Origin of the sequence: Rhodococcoides fascians A25f, assembly GCF_000760935.2 — a bacterium.
In the GTDB taxonomy this organism is placed as follows: Bacteria; Actinomycetota; Actinomycetes; order Mycobacteriales; family Mycobacteriaceae; genus Rhodococcoides.
In genome coordinates, this window is record NZ_CP049744.1 from 1,832,501 (window position 1) to 1,847,912 (window position 15,412).

12 protein-coding genes, 2 rRNA genes and 1 pseudogene (1 of these 15 only partly in view) are annotated in these 15,412 nt (G+C 63.0%); 9 read left to right on the plus strand and 6 right to left on the minus strand.

The genetic code is table 11. From position 1 onward, the window contains the following. The 3 genes from BH93_RS08795 to BH93_RS08805 form a co-directional block, all read left to right on the plus strand. A 23S ribosomal RNA gene (locus tag BH93_RS08795) occupies positions 1 to 2,091 on the plus strand (it extends 1,063 nt beyond the left edge of the window). 154 nt (positions 2,092 to 2,245) lie between these two features. Next, a 5S ribosomal RNA gene (gene rrf, locus BH93_RS08800) occupies positions 2,246 to 2,362 on the plus strand. Between the two features lie 183 nt (positions 2,363 to 2,545). Next, on the plus strand, positions 2,546 to 3,166 hold the full coding sequence (locus BH93_RS08805) for a DUF6188 family protein (RefSeq protein ID WP_197914582.1): 621 nt from the start codon (positions 2,546 to 2,548) through the stop codon (positions 3,164 to 3,166). On the opposite strand, the gene BH93_RS08810 is transcribed toward BH93_RS08805, so the two are convergent. Both BH93_RS08810 and BH93_RS08815 read right to left on the minus strand, forming a co-directional pair. Further along, positions 3,145 to 3,894: a YqjF family protein gene (locus BH93_RS08810; protein WP_242459158.1), complete on the minus strand. Its 750-nt coding sequence runs from the start codon at positions 3,892 to 3,894 to the stop codon at positions 3,145 to 3,147. The genes BH93_RS08805 and BH93_RS08810 overlap by 22 nt on opposite strands. A gap of 23 nt (positions 3,895 to 3,917) precedes the next feature. Next, the gene (locus BH93_RS08815; protein WP_037171189.1) at positions 3,918 to 4,586 is read right to left on the minus strand and encodes an SIMPL domain-containing protein; all 669 of its coding nucleotides are present in this window, start codon (positions 4,584 to 4,586) and stop codon (positions 3,918 to 3,920) included. Between the two features lie 87 nt (positions 4,587 to 4,673). On the opposite strand from BH93_RS08815, the gene BH93_RS08820 reads away from it, so the two are divergent. Beyond that, positions 4,674 to 5,666: an isopenicillin N synthase family dioxygenase gene (locus BH93_RS08820; RefSeq protein ID WP_037171190.1), complete on the plus strand. Its 993-nt coding sequence runs from the start codon at positions 4,674 to 4,676 to the stop codon at positions 5,664 to 5,666. On the opposite strand, the gene BH93_RS08825 is transcribed toward BH93_RS08820, so the two are convergent. Beyond that, positions 5,660 to 6,088, minus strand: a complete 429-nt coding sequence (locus BH93_RS08825) for a DoxX family protein (protein WP_037171353.1) — start codon at positions 6,086 to 6,088, stop codon at positions 5,660 to 5,662. The genes BH93_RS08820 and BH93_RS08825 overlap by 7 nt on opposite strands. 34 nt (positions 6,089 to 6,122) lie before the next feature. Between BH93_RS08825 and BH93_RS08830 the strand changes: the two genes are divergently transcribed. Then, positions 6,123 to 7,190 (plus strand): DNA polymerase IV, encoded by a 1,068-nt coding sequence (locus BH93_RS08830; protein ID WP_037171191.1) that lies wholly within the window; start codon positions 6,123 to 6,125, stop codon positions 7,188 to 7,190. Here BH93_RS08830 and BH93_RS08835 read toward each other — a convergent pair whose 3' ends face one another. After that, complete coding sequence (locus BH93_RS08835) at positions 7,191 to 7,895, minus strand: TerD family protein (protein ID WP_037171355.1); 705 nt, start codon at positions 7,893 to 7,895, stop codon at positions 7,191 to 7,193. It lies immediately after the preceding gene. A gap of 205 nt (positions 7,896 to 8,100) precedes the next feature. Continuing rightward, positions 8,101 to 9,853: pseudogene (locus tag BH93_RS08840) on the minus strand (pyruvate dehydrogenase). Between the two features lie 286 nt (positions 9,854 to 10,139). Here BH93_RS08840 and BH93_RS08845 point away from each other — a divergent pair. From BH93_RS08845 to BH93_RS08860, 4 genes are read left to right on the plus strand one after another with little or no spacing between them, the layout of a single operon-like run. Continuing rightward, positions 10,140 to 10,877 (plus strand): GntR family transcriptional regulator, encoded by a 738-nt coding sequence (locus BH93_RS08845; protein ID WP_165712669.1) that lies wholly within the window; start codon positions 10,140 to 10,142, stop codon positions 10,875 to 10,877. Positions 10,878 to 10,912: 35 nt separating this feature from the next. Continuing rightward, positions 10,913 to 11,914, plus strand: a complete 1,002-nt coding sequence (locus BH93_RS08850) for an ADP-ribosylglycohydrolase family protein (protein ID WP_037171192.1) — start codon at positions 10,913 to 10,915, stop codon at positions 11,912 to 11,914. A 30-nt stretch (positions 11,915 to 11,944) separates the two neighbouring features. Continuing rightward, positions 11,945 to 13,411: a purine-cytosine permease family protein gene (locus BH93_RS08855; RefSeq protein WP_032402932.1), complete on the plus strand. Its 1,467-nt coding sequence runs from the start codon at positions 11,945 to 11,947 to the stop codon at positions 13,409 to 13,411. Further along, positions 13,408 to 14,331 carry a PfkB family carbohydrate kinase gene (locus BH93_RS08860; RefSeq protein WP_037171193.1) on the plus strand — a complete coding sequence of 308 codons (924 nt, stop codon included), beginning with the start codon at positions 13,408 to 13,410 and terminating at the stop codon, positions 14,329 to 14,331. The genes BH93_RS08855 and BH93_RS08860 overlap by 4 nt, the downstream gene beginning before the upstream one ends. Here BH93_RS08860 and BH93_RS08865 read toward each other — a convergent pair. After that, positions 14,302 to 15,357 carry a LacI family DNA-binding transcriptional regulator gene (locus BH93_RS08865; protein WP_037171194.1) on the minus strand — a complete coding sequence of 352 codons (1,056 nt, stop codon included), beginning with the start codon at positions 15,355 to 15,357 and terminating at the stop codon, positions 14,302 to 14,304. The genes BH93_RS08860 and BH93_RS08865 overlap by 30 nt on opposite strands. Positions 15,358 to 15,412 lie beyond the last annotated feature (55 nt).

The window sequence follows — 15,412 nt, forward strand, 5'->3', positions numbered from 1 at the left end:
TGCGGGCGATAAGGTTCGTAGTCGAGAGGGAAACAGCCCAGATCGCCAGCTAAGGTCCCTAAGCGTGTACTAAGTGGAAAAGGATGTGGGGTCGCGAAGACAACCAGGAGGTTGGCTTAGAAGCAGCCACCCTTGAAAGAGTGCGTAATAGCTCACTGGTCAAGTGATCCTGCGCCGACAATGTAGCGGGGCTCAAGTACACCACCGAAGCTGCGGCACTCACACAATAGCCCGCTGAATCCTTGCGAGGGTTCAGCCAGGTGTGTGGGTGGGTAGGGGAGCGTCGTGCAGCCATGGAAGCATCGGAGTGATCCAGGTGTGGAGGCTGCGCGAGTGAGAATGCAGGCATGAGTAGCGAAAGACGAGTGAGAAACTCGTCCGCCGAATGACCAAGGGTTCCTGGGCCAGGTTAATCCGCCCAGGGTGAGTCGGGACCTAAGACGAGGCCGACAGGCGTAGCCGATGGACAACGGGTTGATATTCCCGTACCCGTGTAACCGCGCCCATGGTGAATCAGTGATACTAACCACCCTGAATCCACGTTACCGATCTCTTTCGAGAGTGAGGGGTGTGGTGGATGCGTGGGACCTGATCTGGTAGTAGCCAAGCGATGGGGTGACGCAGGAAGGTAGCTGGGCCAGTCAGTGGTTGTACTGGTGTAAGCCTGTAGGGCGAACGGTAGGCAAATCCGCCGTTCACACAGCCTGAGAGGTGATGCGTAGCCGATTGAGGCGAATTCAGTGATCCTATGCTGCCGAGAAAAGCCTCTAGTGAGTTGTTACACGGCCCGTACCCCAAACCGACACAGGTGGTCAGGTAGAGAATACTAAGGCGATCGAGATAACTATGGTTAAGGAACTCGGCAAAATGCCCCCGTAACTTCGGGAGAAGGGGGGCCCCTGCCGGTGATGGAACTTGCTTCCTGAGCTGGTGTGGGCCGCAGAGACCAGTGAGAAGCGACTGTTTACTAAAAACACAGGTCCGTGCGAAGTCGTAAGACGATGTATACGGACTGACGCCTGCCCGGTGCTGGAAGGTTAAGAGGACCGGTTAGCCAGCAATGGCGAAGCTGAGAATTTAAGCCCCAGTAAACGGCGGTGGTAACTATAACCATCCTAAGGTAGCGAAATTCCTTGTCGGGTAAGTTCCGACCTGCACGAATGGCGTAACGACTTCTCAGCTGTCTCAACCATAGACTCGGCGAAATTGCATTACGAGTAAAGATGCTCGTTACGCGCGGCAGGACGAAAAGACCCCGGGACCTTCACTACAGCTTGGTATTGGTGTTCGGTTCGGTTTGTGTAGGATAGGTGGGAGACTGTGAAGCGGTGACGCCAGTTACTGTGGAGTCGTTGTTGAAATACCACTCTGATCGTATTGGATACCTCAACCTCGGACCATGATCTGGTTCAGGGACAGTGCCTGGTGGGTAGTTTAACTGGGGCGGTTGCCTCCTAAAATGTAACGGAGGCGCCCAAAGGTTCCCTCAGCCTGGTTGGCAATCAGGTGTCGAGTGCAAGTGCACAAGGGAGCTTGACTGTGAGACTGACAAGTCGAGCAGGGACGAAAGTCGGGACTAGTGATCCGGCACCGGCAAGTGGAAGCGGTGTCGCTCAACGGATAAAAGGTACCCCGGGGATAACAGGCTGATCTTCCCCAAGAGTCCATATCGACGGGATGGTTTGGCACCTCGATGTCGGCTCGTCGCATCCTGGGGCTGGAGTAGGTCCCAAGGGTTGGGCTGTTCGCCCATTAAAGCGGCACGCGAGCTGGGTTTAGAACGTCGTGAGACAGTTCGGTCTCTATCCGCCGCGCGCGTAAGAAACTTGAGGAAGGCTGTCCCTAGTACGAGAGGACCGGGACGGACGAACCTCTGGTGTGCCAGTTGTTCCACCAGGAGCACCGCTGGTTGGCTACGTTCGGAAGGGATAACCGCTGAAAGCATCTAAGCGGGAAGCCTGTTCCAAGATGAGGTTTCTCACCCCCTCGAGGGGGTAAGGCCCCCGGCAGACCACCGGGTTGATAGGCCAGAACTGGAAGTACAGCAATGTATGCAGGTGACTGGTACTAATAGGCCGAGGACTTACCACGAAGAAGCTACGCGTCCACTGTGCAATATCTGAAACAACACACGAGTTGTTCAGCAAGCACAATCGAATACAGGTCCACGACGAAACACCACCCCGACAGCACGTGGGGGACGTGTTCTCCGACTGAGACCGCTCGTGACACTGTTTCGCAGAGTTACGGCGGCCATAGCGGAGGGGAAACGCCCGGTCCCATTCCGAACCCGGAAGCTAAGCCCTCCAGCGCCGATGGTACTGCACTCGACAGGGTGTGGGAGAGTAGGACACCGCCGAACACAATTTAACGGAATGCCCCCGACCTCACGGTCGGGGGCATTCCGCATTTCGAAACCATCACCCCCACAACCGAACCCATGCGCGCCGATCGCGACACCGACGACTCTCCAGTCCCCAACAACCCGGGGTGTGCCGTGCTCGGTTGTGTACCGGGACTCGGCTGTGTGGCACAGTCGAAGTCGATGAAACTCGCCGTCGACCAGCACCGTGTCAGCAGAATTCTGCTCGATTTCGATCTGACCATCGAATTCGACGATGGAGCCACCATTTCCTTCAGCGAAGTGGTGATCGATGACCTCACGGTCGACGAAGACAATCAGTTCGAGGGTTTACGAGCCTTCGCGGCCTTGCACGGTCTCGTGTGCGAGGACGTTGACTACGACCGATCGGGCGTGCTGCGAATGGCGTTCGCCGGCGGGCACACAGTGGTGGCTCGTCCCCGCGACGAAGTCGAATCCTGGGAGTATTGCGCCGCAGACGGGTCCACAGTCCTGTGCGGACCGGATGGAGCCGTCGAGTCGTGGCCGGCCCCGGAGCACCCCGGTACGGAAGGGCCGACTGTCGAAGGTCTCCCGTCCATCGGAGCGACTGTGGTTCGGTTGTCGACGGGCGACGAGCCGGCTGTCGAATTCTCGGACGGCACGAAGCTGCTGTTCGACCTTCCGCTCGATTCCGGCTATCTCGTGTTGCGGGAGAGCGTCACGTCGAGCTCGAGCTCCGAAGAAGGCGACGAGGCCCACGGCGATTGGGTAGTCGAGCTGTCCTCGGGACACGTGATCTTCTATCGGCCGCGAACCGCGTAGGGCTTTCCGAACTGGGTTTCGACTCCCGGTGAATACAGCACCGAGTCCGGCGGTCGTGTGCTGACGCCGGGCAGGCCTGCCGCAGCAACGAGTTCGTCGGAGCAGTGGGTCAGTTCGGCATCGACCAGGTTCCAGTGTCGGTGCACGTTCGGTACGTACAGCAGCCGGCCGGCCAGCGAGGTGTGCAACCCCCATCGCGCGGTGAGAAACACGGCCAGTGAGTTCTCGGACATGTCGCGTGTTCCTCGGACGATTCCGAAATCGGTCGTGGCACCGCGATGCGGGGGAGCGAGCCGTCGGCTGCGGTAGCCGATCGTGGTGGTGTCGTCGTCGATGTCGATGGATGCCCAGCGATACGGAATGCGAGCGACGTTGGTGCCCAACACGACTGCCAGTCTGGACGCCTCCAATGATCTGAACACGACGCCGCGTCGACCCTCTGCGTCGACGGAGTAGAGCCGGACGTTGATCTCCCCGAACGTACCGAAATAGGGAACCGGGTGCCGATATCCGAGTCCGGCACCGACCATGTGAAAGCCGATCAGGCCGACCCAGGTCGAACCGTCGAACTCGTCCGGTTCACATCCTTCGGGAAGCAGCGGGGCGACGGCCGAACTCGGGACTTGCCAATGCAAGAAGACCAGCCGTTCCCAGCGCTGATCCATCAGGATCGGACGAGGCAACAGCGGTGGCCGCGGCCAGAGGCGTCGGGCATCGTCTCGATTCATGGGTCGAGCGTATGCGCGCGGAGTCAGGTAGCGGTGAATCGGGCGTGCACGCTCGCAACGATCGTGATGTTCTCGGGTTTGAGCGCGAACCCGGCCGGGGCCGACTTCGCGGCGAACATGCGAGGGGAGGCGTCGGGGCCGCCGTGCTCTGCGGTCCCCGGCAGCAGACCTGGATCGGCTATCGCGACGGCGTGCACGCTCGTTCTCCCCAGGCTCGACGCGTAGGCCTCGGCTTTGGCCACCGCGTCCTGAACGGCGAGTTCACGTACTGCCAGCGTTTGCGAGATCCGGCTCGATTCGGTCAGGTCCCAATCGAAGTGATCGATCGACACACCCTCGAGCGCAGAGGCTGCGTAGACGAAGGCATCGACGAGGTCGAGCTGGCTGAACTGTACTTCCACCGACGCCTCCGCCTGGTAGACGTACGGCAGTTGTTCGCCGTCGTGGTTGAACGGCCGGTTCCGCGAGTGCCGCACCTGATCGACGGACCATCGATCGATGGGGCCGCCGTCGCTGCTGTAGAGCGGCTCGACAAGACGCGTCAGCTCGCGGACGAGTTGTTGGGCCGGCTCGGACGCCGACTCCGCCGTTCGTCCGTCGGTACGGACGGTCAGCGACAGCGTGCACTGCTCGGGCGGATAGGTGGCAGCGCCGTGACCGACGACTGTGATGTCGAGTGCTCCATGGCTCATGGCGTCCAGTGTGGCATTCGCGCATGGATATTCACGGAACCTCAACAGTGCTGGCCGACGCGTCAGGTGGGGAGGACAATCGCGAGCATGCTTCCTGTTCTCGATCTTGCTTCGGCCGAAAAGGATCCATCCGCGTTCGAGCGGGCACTACGCGAGGCCGCCCATCGGTCGGGCTTCTTCTACCTCGTCGGGCACGGGATCGAGACCGAGCGAATGCACGACGTGCTGCGTCTGGCACGGGAGTTCTTTGCTGTGTCGGACGATGTCAAAGACGAGATCAGTCAGCTGAAGAGCCCTCATTTCCGCGGCTATTCGCGGGTGGGTGGAGAGCTGACCAACGGTCGGGTGGATTGGCGGGAGCAGATCGACATCGGACCCGAACGGCCGGCGATCGAGGGTGGAGAAGGCTACTGGAATCTTCAGGGCCCCAATCTGTGGCCCTCGCAGCCAGCAGGATTCCGGGAGACGTTCGAGCAGTGGGAGCGGACGGTCTCGAGCCTCGGCCTCCGTCTCCTCCGGCATTGGGCGCAGTCGCTCGGCGCATCCCGGAACGTGTTCGACCAGGCCTTCGCCACCGCACCAGCAACCCTCATGAAGGTCGTGCGCTACCCGGGCACGCCTGATCACTCGCAGGGCGTCGGCGCACACAAGGATTCCGGAGTGCTGACGCTGCTCCTCGTCGAACCGGATTCGTCCGGACTGCAGGTGGAGACGACTCCCGATACGTGGATCGATGTGCCGCCGTTGGCCGGGGCATTCATCGTCAACATCGGCGAGTTGTTGGAAGTGGCAACCGGTGGTTACCTCCGGGCCACGCGGCACCGGGTGGTCGCGCCTGGGCCCGGCATCGACCGGATATCGGTGCCACACTTCCTGAGCCCGGCGCTCGATGCCGTCGTACCGGTGATCGAGCTGCCTGCCGAATTGGCGCAGCATTCAAGGGGAGTCGAGAACGATCCCGACAACCCCATCTACAGCACCTACGGCGAGAACGCATGGAAGTCCCGCACACGAGCACACCCCGACGTGGCCCAGTTGCACCACGGCATCGTTCCTGCCGGGCAGCGGTCCGCCTACTGACTCCGGGTGCGCCCGTGTCGTGACAATCGATACTTCGCCCATGCCCCGGTGCACCACAGCGCCCACAGGATCAACAATGGCTGGAACAGCAATCGGATTCCTCGTGCAGTGTCGGAGTCGAGGCCGAACGCGTCGGTGTGCGTGACGAACTGTGAAATGTTGCCGGGGAACACCGCGACGAAGAAGGCCGCGACCACCCAGCCGACGAGCGGTGCGCGGGCAGTCCAGAACAGCAGTGCCAGCCCGAGCACGATCTCGACGACCCCCGATGCCAGCACGACGAAGTCGGTGCTCAGTGGCACCCACCCGGGCACCTGGGCGGCGAAAGTGCTGCGCGCCCAGAACAGGTGGCTCAGGCCGGCGAAGACGAGGAACGCCCCGAGTACGACCCGGCCGATGGTGCGAGATATCGATTTCGTCATTGCGCCATGAGACACCACGGGCACACTGGGCACCATGACCGGGAGCACCCCAACCGACCCAGGGCGTCGCCGATGGGTACTGCATGTCGACCTCGACCAGTTCATCGCTGCCGTCGAAGTGCTGCGCAACCCCGATCTGGTGGGCAAAGCAGTGGTGGTCGGCGGTAGGGGAGATCCGACCGAGCGCGGTGTGGTCTCGACGGCGTCGTACGAGGCGAGGGCCAAGGGTGTCGGTTCCGGGATGCCGCTGCGCATTGCCGCGAAGAAGATCCCCGACGCGGTCTTTCTCCCGGTCGACAAACCGGCATACGACGAGGCGTCGGCGATGGTGATGGACACGCTGCGGACGTTGGGTGTCGTAGTCGAGGTGATCGGCTGGGACGAAGCATTTCTCGGTGTCGAGACCGATGACCCGGAGCGCTTCGCCAAGACAGTGCACGACTCGGTGTTCGACGCGACAGGGTTGCATTGCTCGGTCGGCATCGGAGACAACAAGTTACGAGCCAAGATCGCGACCGACTTCGACAAGCCGCAGGGCGTCTACCGGCTGACGCAGGACAACTGGTTCGAGGTGATGGGTGAGCGTGGTACCGACGCGCTGTGGGGGATCGGCAAGAAGATCTCGAAGAGGCTCACCGCACTGGGCATCTCGACCGTTCGTGAATTGGCCGATGCCGACGATGCGGACCTGGCTGCGGCGTTCGGACCGAAGATCGGCCCCTGGCTCGGCACGAAGGGGCGGGGTATCGATCTCGCGCCGGTCACGTCCGAGCCGTGGGTAGCGCGATCACACAGTCGCGAAGTCACATTCCAGACCAACGTCGCCGAGTGGTCCGTGATTCGGCAAGAGGTCGCGGCTCTGACGTCGAAAGTGTTGGCAGACATCGAAGCCGAGAACCGGCCGGCCGTGCGAGCGGCACTGAAGATACGCTACGCACCGTTCGAGACGCATACCGTCAGCGCGCCGATCGTCGGTGCGCCGACCTTCGATCCGGAGATTCTGACCTCGGCTGCAGTGGCCCTCGTCGATCGCCTCGACCACAATCGAGAGGTTCGACTGATCGGCGTGCGGCTGGAAATGACTCCGCCGCAACCTCTCTGACTACTTGCGCCCCGCCGCCCAGCGCAGTCCCCAACCGTACTTCTTGTCCAGGTCGGCCTGGCTGCCCTGGATGTACTCGACCTCACGGGTGACCGTGATTCCGGCAGACGTGTTCTCCAACAGTGCGATCGAGCAGATCCGCGCAGAGTTCTCGGCCGAGTCGAGTCGTACCTCCACCTGCGGTCCGCTGGTGGGGTACAGCGTCACCACTCCGTCGACGGCAGCCCAGTTCGGTGCGCCGTCGTAGATCATTGCGAAGATCAGGATGCGGGCGAACTTCTCGGGGTGGGCGAGATTGATGTGCATGTTCTCGCCGCCGCTGACCGAACCGGAACGGTCGTCGCCGTCGAGAGCGATGAACGGCGCATCCTGCAGTGAACCGAAGCTGTTACCGAGCGCCTGTACGACGCCTTTGGAGCCGTCGCGCAATTCGTAGAGGCACCCGAGGTCGAGATCGACTCCGCCCGAACCGTACGACGCGGCAGCCAGCTTTGCCAGGAAGCCCTTCTTCTTCGGCTGTGCAGCGGGTGCGCCGGTGGACCAGTTCAGGTTGACCCGCATCGAACCCTGCTTCTCGCCGGACTTGGTGAGGCTGATCGTCGGCGACGCCTTGGACAGCGTGACCTTGCTCAGACTGACGGGAGCTCCGGCCTGCGACGCCGAGGATTGCCCGGCCGAGGGCTTGCGGGTGTAGTCGATGGCCATGGTGGTGCCTTCCGAACGGTCGATTCCCGGATCGCGATGTCCGGTTTGGGCGGTCCGTCGAGAATAGCCGCAAACCCGGCGATCGACGCTCGGTGTCGGCCGCACGCCGAACGGTGGATCGAGGCACCTGCGACAGAACTCGGCGCGACGGGTGAGACCTCGAGGGTCACCCGTCGCGCCGACGTCGAGAGACGTGAGGTCCGATCTACGGTCGCGGCACGTTGCGCAGATTCGACTTCGCCATCCGAACGGCCTCGCCGACGCCGCCGTTGAGTACGACCTTGCTCATCGCGAGCGCGAATCCCTTGATCTGCTCTCCGGTGATGGTCGGCGGCACCGACCAGCGCGAGCGGGTCGGTGATCAACTGGACCAGTGCCGGGCCGTCGACCGCGAAAGCCGCCTCGAGTGCGCTGCGGATGTCCTCGGGCTTCTCGACGCGTTGCGCGTGGAGGCCTGCTGCGGCAGCGATGCCGGTGTAGTCGACCTGGGGCACGTCGACGCCGAAGTCGGGCAGGCCATCGACGAGCATCTCGGCCTTGACCATGCCGAGCGTCGAATTGTCGAACAGCACGATCTTGACGGGCAGCTTGTACATCGCGACGGTCAAGAGTTCGGAGAGCAGCATCGAGAAGCCGCCGTCGCCGGAGATCGAGACAACTTGGCGGCCCGGGTTGGCGAACTGCGCTCCGATGGCGTGTGGCAACGCGTTGGCCATGGATCCGTGCAGCATCGACGCGACGAAAGCTCTGCGGCCGGTGGGGTTGATGTAGCGCGCGGTCCACACGTTGCACATGCCGGTGTCCGTGGTGAACACTGCGTCGTCGGCGGCGAGGTCGTCGAGCACCGAGGCGGCGTACTCGGGGTGGATCGGAACGAGCTTCTCGGCGTTGCGGGTGTACGCGCCGACGGTCTTGCCCATCAGGTCGTTGTGCTTGTCCACCCACTTCTCCACGTAGCGGCGGTCTGTCTTGCGAGTGACCAACGGAGCCAATGCATTCAGGGTGGCGCGAACATCACCGTGGATCGGGTACTGCACCGAGGTTCGACGGCCGAGCTTGGTGGGATCGATGTCGATCTGCGCGGTCGTGACGTCCTCGGGGAGGAACTGCTGATACGGAAAGTCGGTGCCGAGCAGGATGAGTAGATCGGCGTCGTGGATCCCGGCATGCGCAGCTCCGTACCCGAGCAGCCCCGTCATGCCGACGTCGTACGGGTTGTCGTACTGGATGAACTCCTTGCCGCGCAACGAATGTCCGACGGGAGCGCCGATGGTGTCGGCAAATGCGACCACCTCGTCATGGGCACCCTTGACGCCGTAACCGGCGAAGATGGCAACCTTCTCGGCGTTGTTGATGGCGTCGGCCAGTGTCTGGATGTCCGCCGCGGGCGGTGTGACGATCGGTGCCGAGGGAATGGCGATGGGGTCCATCGTTCCTGCGGCCGACAGCTCGGCGATATCGCCCGGGAGCGTCAGAACAGACACCCCGCCCCCGGTGACAGCGGCATTGATCGCTGCACGGAACACCCGAGGTGCCTGCTCCGCGGTGGAGACGAACTCGTTGTAGAGCGAGCATTCGCCGAAGAGTCGATCGGGGTGTGTCTCCTGGAAGTAGCCCGAGCCGATCTCACTGCTGGGAATGTGCGATGCGATCGCCAGAACCGGTGCGCCGGAACGGTGTGCGTCGAACAGGCCGTTGATCAGATGCAGGTTGCCCGGGCCGCACGAACCTGCGCATACTGCCAGAGCGCCGGTGGTCTGCGCGTCGGCCGATGCAGCGAACGCCGCGGCCTCCTCGTGTCGTACGTGAATCCAGTCGATACCGCCCTTGGCCGATCCGCCGGTACGACGCACTGCGTCGACCACCGGATTGAGACTGTCGCCGACGATGCCGTAGATGCGTTGTACGCCGGCGTCGACGAGTCCTCGAACGAGCTGATCGGCCACTGTGGTGGGCATGTGAAATTCTCCTCGGATGTAGTGGCGCGTTCGGATCGATGTGCCTCACGTGCGCCAGTTCGACGCCTTCCCTGTGCCGAGGGCGTATCAAACATAGAAGTGCAGAGCGATCGGTCCCGCGCGAGGAAAGCCCAGGTAGAGGCCCGGCGCGATCTCCGTCACGTGGCGATATTCCGGGCCGGCACCCATCGAAGAATGGGGCTGTCCCGACATGCCGTTCGCTGGAGAGGTCGGCAAAAATGAACAGGCTCTGTACAGGTTCACTTTTGCGATGTACGGTACTGACATGACCGAGCCCGCTATGACCCAGCGCACATCGGAGCGTGCGCGGCACAAGCGTCACCAGGTGCTCGCCTCACTCAAGAACACCATCGAGTCCGGCGACATCCCCTCCGGCTCGTTCCTGCCAGGAGAGAACGAACTCGCCCGCGAGTTCTCGGTCAGCCGCGGAACCATTCGTTCTGCGCTCAGTGCGTTGGAAGATCAGAAGCTGATCGAAAAACGCAGCGGCATAGGATCGCTCGTCACCTTCGACGGCCATCAGATCGAGACCGCAGACGGTTGGGCTCGGGCGCTGTCGTCCGCCGGTGTCGAGATGCACACCCGCACTCTCCGCATCGAGCGCATCGTGGACCCAGAACTGGCTGCCGAGGCCGGAACTCCGACTCTGAACTTCGTTGCCGTCGATCGAGTGCGACACGTGGTCGACGGGCGTCCGGTGTCGTTGGAGCGCAGCCGTATTCCGGCACTGGGAACGCTCGCGGACCTGCCCGAGAACGGATTGGCGGGGGACTCACTGACGTCAACCTTGAGGTCCGCGGGGCTCGTGGCGGCCAGTGGCGAGCAATGGGTGTCGGTGGTTCCGGTGGACTCGGCCGACGCGGCAGTTCTCGAAGTGCCGGTAGGCACTCCCTACCTGCACAGCATCCGGGTCAGTCGGGACGCATCGGGTCGATTCGTCGAAAAAGTCGTCAGTCTCCTTGCACCCGAGCGCTTTCGGCTCCATCTCACCTTCAACTCCTGATCTATCTCACCGCCTCACCGGCAAGGACTGTGTACATGTCTACTTCGCGTGACCGCGCCCTCGGGGCCTTCTACGGACTGGCACTGGGCGATGCCCTGGGAATGCCGACGCAATCGATGCGCCGGGAGGACATCGTCGAGGATTACGGACAGTTGCGCGGATTCGTTGCCGCCGGTCCGCGTCAGCTCATCGCGCACGGTATGTCGGCAGGCTCGATCACCGACGATACCGAGCAGGCGATCATGTTGGCGCAGTTGATCGTCGACGGTGACGGTGTGGTCGATCCCTCGGCTTTCGCCCGCGCCTTGATCGCGTGGGAGTCCGAGATGTCCGCGCGCGGATCGCTGGATCTGCTGGGACCGTCCACCAAGCGAGCCGTGGAACGGATACTCGACGGCTCCGATCCGAACGAGGCGGGCAAGTTCGGCAGCACCAACGGTGCGGCCATGCGAATCACACCCGCGGCAATTGCGGCATCGTTGGACGGCGGTATCGTGCCGTTCGTCGACGCGATCTACAGTTGCAGCTTCGTCACCCACAACACCTCTCTCGGAATAGCTTCCGCCGCAGCGGTTGCCGGTGCCATCAGTGCCGGGATCGCAGGTGCCGAGTTGCACGAGGCGGTCGACATCGGTGTCGCCGCCGCCACCGAGGGGGCCACCCGTGGATATTGGGTCGCCGGCGGAAACATCGCAGCCCGTATTCGTTGGGCAGTCGAGCTGGTCGGCAAGTCCGCCGACAGGCACATCACGGACACAGTGGCAGACGTCATCGGCACGTCCGTCGCGTCACAGGAATCAGTGGTAGCGGCCTTCGCATTGGCCGTTGCGTACGACGACCCATGGGACGTCGTACTGGCAGCCGCCACCATCGGCGGCGACACCGACACCATCGCAGCGATAGCAGGTGCTGTCCGCGGTGCCGTCGGTGGCCTGGCAGCGTGGCCCGGCGAAGCGATACGAACGGTAACCGACGTGAACAAGCTCGATCTGGAGCCCATCGTCGATCGACTGCTCGCTCTCCGTAACACGAACTGACACAGTTCGACTCACCCTTGGAGCACAACCATGACCTCATCCGCTTCCACGTCTGCATCGGACACGACAGTCGACGTATTGTCGCTGGAAACTAGGGGGATCGAGCCCGTTCCGGACGACGAGCGCAACGGTAACCCGCTGCAGTTGTTCTGGGTGTGGTTCGCCGCGAACATCTCCATCCTCGGTCTACCGCTCGGGGCAACCCTGGTGGTCTTCACCGGTCTGAACATCTGGCAAGCATTGATTGTGGCGCTGGTGGGCGCGGCGGGTTCGTTCGCCATCGTCGGAATCGTGTCGATTGCCGGTAAACGTGGCGGGGCACCCAGTCTCACGTTGTCGCGGGCAACCTTCGGGGTGCGCGGAAACATCGGCCCCACACTGGTCTCACTGATGTCGCGACTCGGCTGGGAAACCGTCAACACCACGACCGCGGCATTTGTACTGCTGTCGATCTTCACACTGATCTTCGGTGGATCCGGCGTCGCGAAAGATCATGCCGTCGTCACGATCGTGTCCATCGTCGTCTTCATCGTGCTGACACTGGTGGTCAGCGGTCTGGGGCATGCGGCGATCCTCGTCATTCAACGCTGGTCGACGTGGATCTTCGGTGCGCTGAACATCTTCGTCGCGATCTTCCTGATCGCCACCGTCGACTGGACTGCAGTGACCAGTACTCCGGCCGGATCCATCAGCGCGATGGTCATCGGGGTCGGAACCATCGCTGCCGGAACAGGTATCGGTTGGGCGAATGCCGGAGCCGACATGTCGCGGTACCAGCGAAAGAGTGTGGGAGCCGGCTCGTTGGTGCTCTCCAGCGCGGCCGGAGCCGGAATTCCTCTCGTTCTGCTGATCGGACTCGGCGCGCTGCTGTCGGCAGGCGACAACAGCCTTGCGTCCGCATCGGATCCGGTTGCGGCAATCCGAGAAATTCTGCCGGCTTGGATGGCCGTTCCGTATCTGATCACCGCATTCGGCGGATTGCTGTTGTCCAACCATCTTTCGGTGTATTCGGCCAGTCTCACGACGTTGACCCTCGGTTTTCGGATCAAGCGGGTCTATGCGGTCGGAGTCGACGTGTTCGTCACGTTCGTCGGCGCCATCTACTTCATGCTTATCTCCGACGGTTTCTACGGCCCGTTCATCACGTTCATCTCGGTTCTGGCAGTTCCGCTCACAGCGTGGCTCGGAGTGTTCATGTCCGACATGATCAAACGAAAGACGTACGACGCGGCATCGATCATGAACGTGGGCAACACCAGTCGCTACTGGTACACCGGAGGAGTCAACTGGTACGCCTTCGCGAGCTGGGCGGCGGGAATCGTGGTGGGCTTTCTGTTCACTGCGATCACGGTGGACGGCGACGTGATCTACACCGGACCGCTGTCCGGCAGCTGGATCGGTGACAACGGACTCGGCTGGGTGGCATCGTTCGTGATCGCCGCCGGGCTCTATCTCGTCACCGGTGGAGCGCGGCGAACCGAGACGGTTTCTCGGTGACTCCACGATTGATCCACACCGGTCAGGTGATCGTCGACGTGGTGATGGCCGTACCCGAAGTGCCGGTTCCGGGAGGTGACGTCGTGGCGACGTCACTGAACGAGACCGCGGGCGGTGGACTCAATGTGATGGTCGCTGCGATTCGTGACGACCTGCCGGTGATCTTCGCCGGCAGATACGGGTCCGGCCACTACGGTTCGATCGTCCGTGAAGCTCTGTCTTCCAGCGGTGCTCTTGTCGTCAACGCTGTTCCTGCTGAGCAGGACTCGGGATTCTGCATCGCCCTCGTCGATGCGAACACCGAGCGCACGTTCGTGACCTACCCTGGGGCCGAGGCGGAACTGAGCATCGGGGACCTCGAGGCGGCAGGGGTACGGAGTGCGGACTCGGTGTACATCACCGGCTACGGGTTGGCGCACGAGAGCAACGCCGCGGCACTGACCGCGTGGCTACCGACGCTACCCGCGGACGTCACGGTGCTGTTCGATCCGTCCCCGTTGATCGCCACGCTGAACCGCGACGTGGTGGACGCCGTTCTCGCCCGTGCCGACATCGTGAGCGTGAATCTACGCGAGGGCATGCTCATGACGGATGAGGTCGATATCGACTCCATCGCAGCCGAATTGGTGACGAGGGTGCGGCCCGATGCGGCGGTGGTAGTCCGTACCGGTCCGGACGGTTGTCGAATCGCGGGCGGTGGACGAACGTCGCAATCGGTTCCGGGGTTCGAGGTGCAGGCGGTGGACTCGAACGGTGCGGGCGATGCTCACGCCGGGGTGTTGTTGGCGGGACTCTCCCGTGGACTCGGTCTGTACGACGCGGCGCTGCGGGCCAATGCTGCTGCAGCACTTGCGGTCACCGAGCGAGGACCGGCGACGGCTCCGCTTCGATCACGTACCGACGGGTTGGTCGGAGAGTGAGGGGGCCCTCCGTCCCGGAACCGTCGAGTCACGCACGACGAGTGTCGGTGTCAACGCCATCGAGGACGCCGGAAGTCCGTGGGTGACCGCCAGCAGCATTTCTGCTGCGCGCGTGCCGATTTCGCGGTGGGGGCTGTGAATCGTCGTCAGCGGAACGGTCAACTCGCTGCAGATCGAGATGTCGTTGTAGCCGACGACGGCTACGTCGCGTCCTGGCTGCAGCCCCGACTCACGCAGCACGCCGAGCACTCCGATGGCGCTGAAATCGTTGGTCGCGAAGATGGCCGTCGGCGGAGTCGGCAGCGCCAGAAGTGCGCTGGCCCCGCGTCTTCCGGCGTCGGGATCGAACCCCTCTTCCCGAACGTACTCGTCCGGGACGTCGATGCCGGCGTCGTGCAGAGCGGCGCGGCAGCCTTCGAGCCGGTCGATTCCGGTGCTGGCCCAGGCCGGACCCGACACGATGCCCACGCGAGTGTGGCCGAGTCGGGCGAGGTGTTCGCCGGCCAGGTAGCCGCCGCGATGGTCGTCGCACGTCACCGAGGCCATCCCGGGGTATCGACGGCTGACGAGGACGAATTTGATGCCCCGACGATGGAGGTTCTCGAGATTCTCACTGTCGAGGCGGGCGTCGCCGAAGATCAGTCCGTCGACGTTGCGGCCGACGAGAAGGTCGATCCGTCGTCGCTGCTGGACCGGATCGTCGTGGGTGTTCGCGACGAACGTCTCGTAGCCCGCGCGGTTGGCCGTTTCCTCGATCGCGTCGTACATCGCGGAGAGCACCACATCGGTCAGTCGTGGCACCAGGACGCCGAAGGCGGTGGATTTCTTCGTGGTCAGACTCGCCGCGTTGGGATTGGGCACGTAGTCCATCTCGCGGGCCAGCTCGAACAGTCGCAGATCTCCGGCACTGGCGCCGGCCGGGTCGAGCGCGACGCGGCGCAGCGCTCGGGAAACGGTCGAGACATGCACTCCCGCAGCAGCCGCGACCGTTTTGAGCGTGACGCTCCCCGAACTGGTGCTGTCCACTTGCGGTTCCCCTCGATCATCCGTCGGACCTGCCCCGACCCCTGCTGGCCCCTAA

Bases quoted from the DNA above. Each gene is read 5' to 3' on its own strand.
- BH93_RS08815 (WP_037171189.1), bottom strand. From the start codon at position 4,586: ATGAGCCATGGAGCACTCGACATCACAGTCGTCGGTCACGGCGCTGCC.
- BH93_RS08835 (WP_037171355.1), bottom strand. From the start codon at position 7,895: ATGGCCATCGACTACACCCGCAAGCCCTCGGCCGGGCAATCCTCGGCG.
- BH93_RS08845 (WP_165712669.1), top strand. From the start codon at position 10,140: ATGACCGAGCCCGCTATGACCCAGCGCACATCGGAGCGTGCGCGGCAC.
- BH93_RS08825 (WP_037171353.1), bottom strand. From the start codon at position 6,088: ATGACGAAATCGATATCTCGCACCATCGGCCGGGTCGTACTCGGGGCG.
- BH93_RS08810 (WP_242459158.1), bottom strand. From the start codon at position 3,894: ATGAATCGAGACGATGCCCGACGCCTCTGGCCGCGGCCACCGCTGTTG.
- BH93_RS08820 (WP_037171190.1), top strand. From the start codon at position 4,674: ATGCTTCCTGTTCTCGATCTTGCTTCGGCCGAAAAGGATCCATCCGCG.
- BH93_RS08830 (WP_037171191.1), top strand. From the start codon at position 6,123: ATGACCGGGAGCACCCCAACCGACCCAGGGCGTCGCCGATGGGTACTG.
- BH93_RS08850 (WP_037171192.1), top strand. From the start codon at position 10,913: ATGTCTACTTCGCGTGACCGCGCCCTCGGGGCCTTCTACGGACTGGCA.
- BH93_RS08855 (WP_032402932.1), top strand. From the start codon at position 11,945: ATGACCTCATCCGCTTCCACGTCTGCATCGGACACGACAGTCGACGTA.
- BH93_RS08805 (WP_197914582.1), top strand. From the start codon at position 2,546: ATGAAACTCGCCGTCGACCAGCACCGTGTCAGCAGAATTCTGCTCGAT.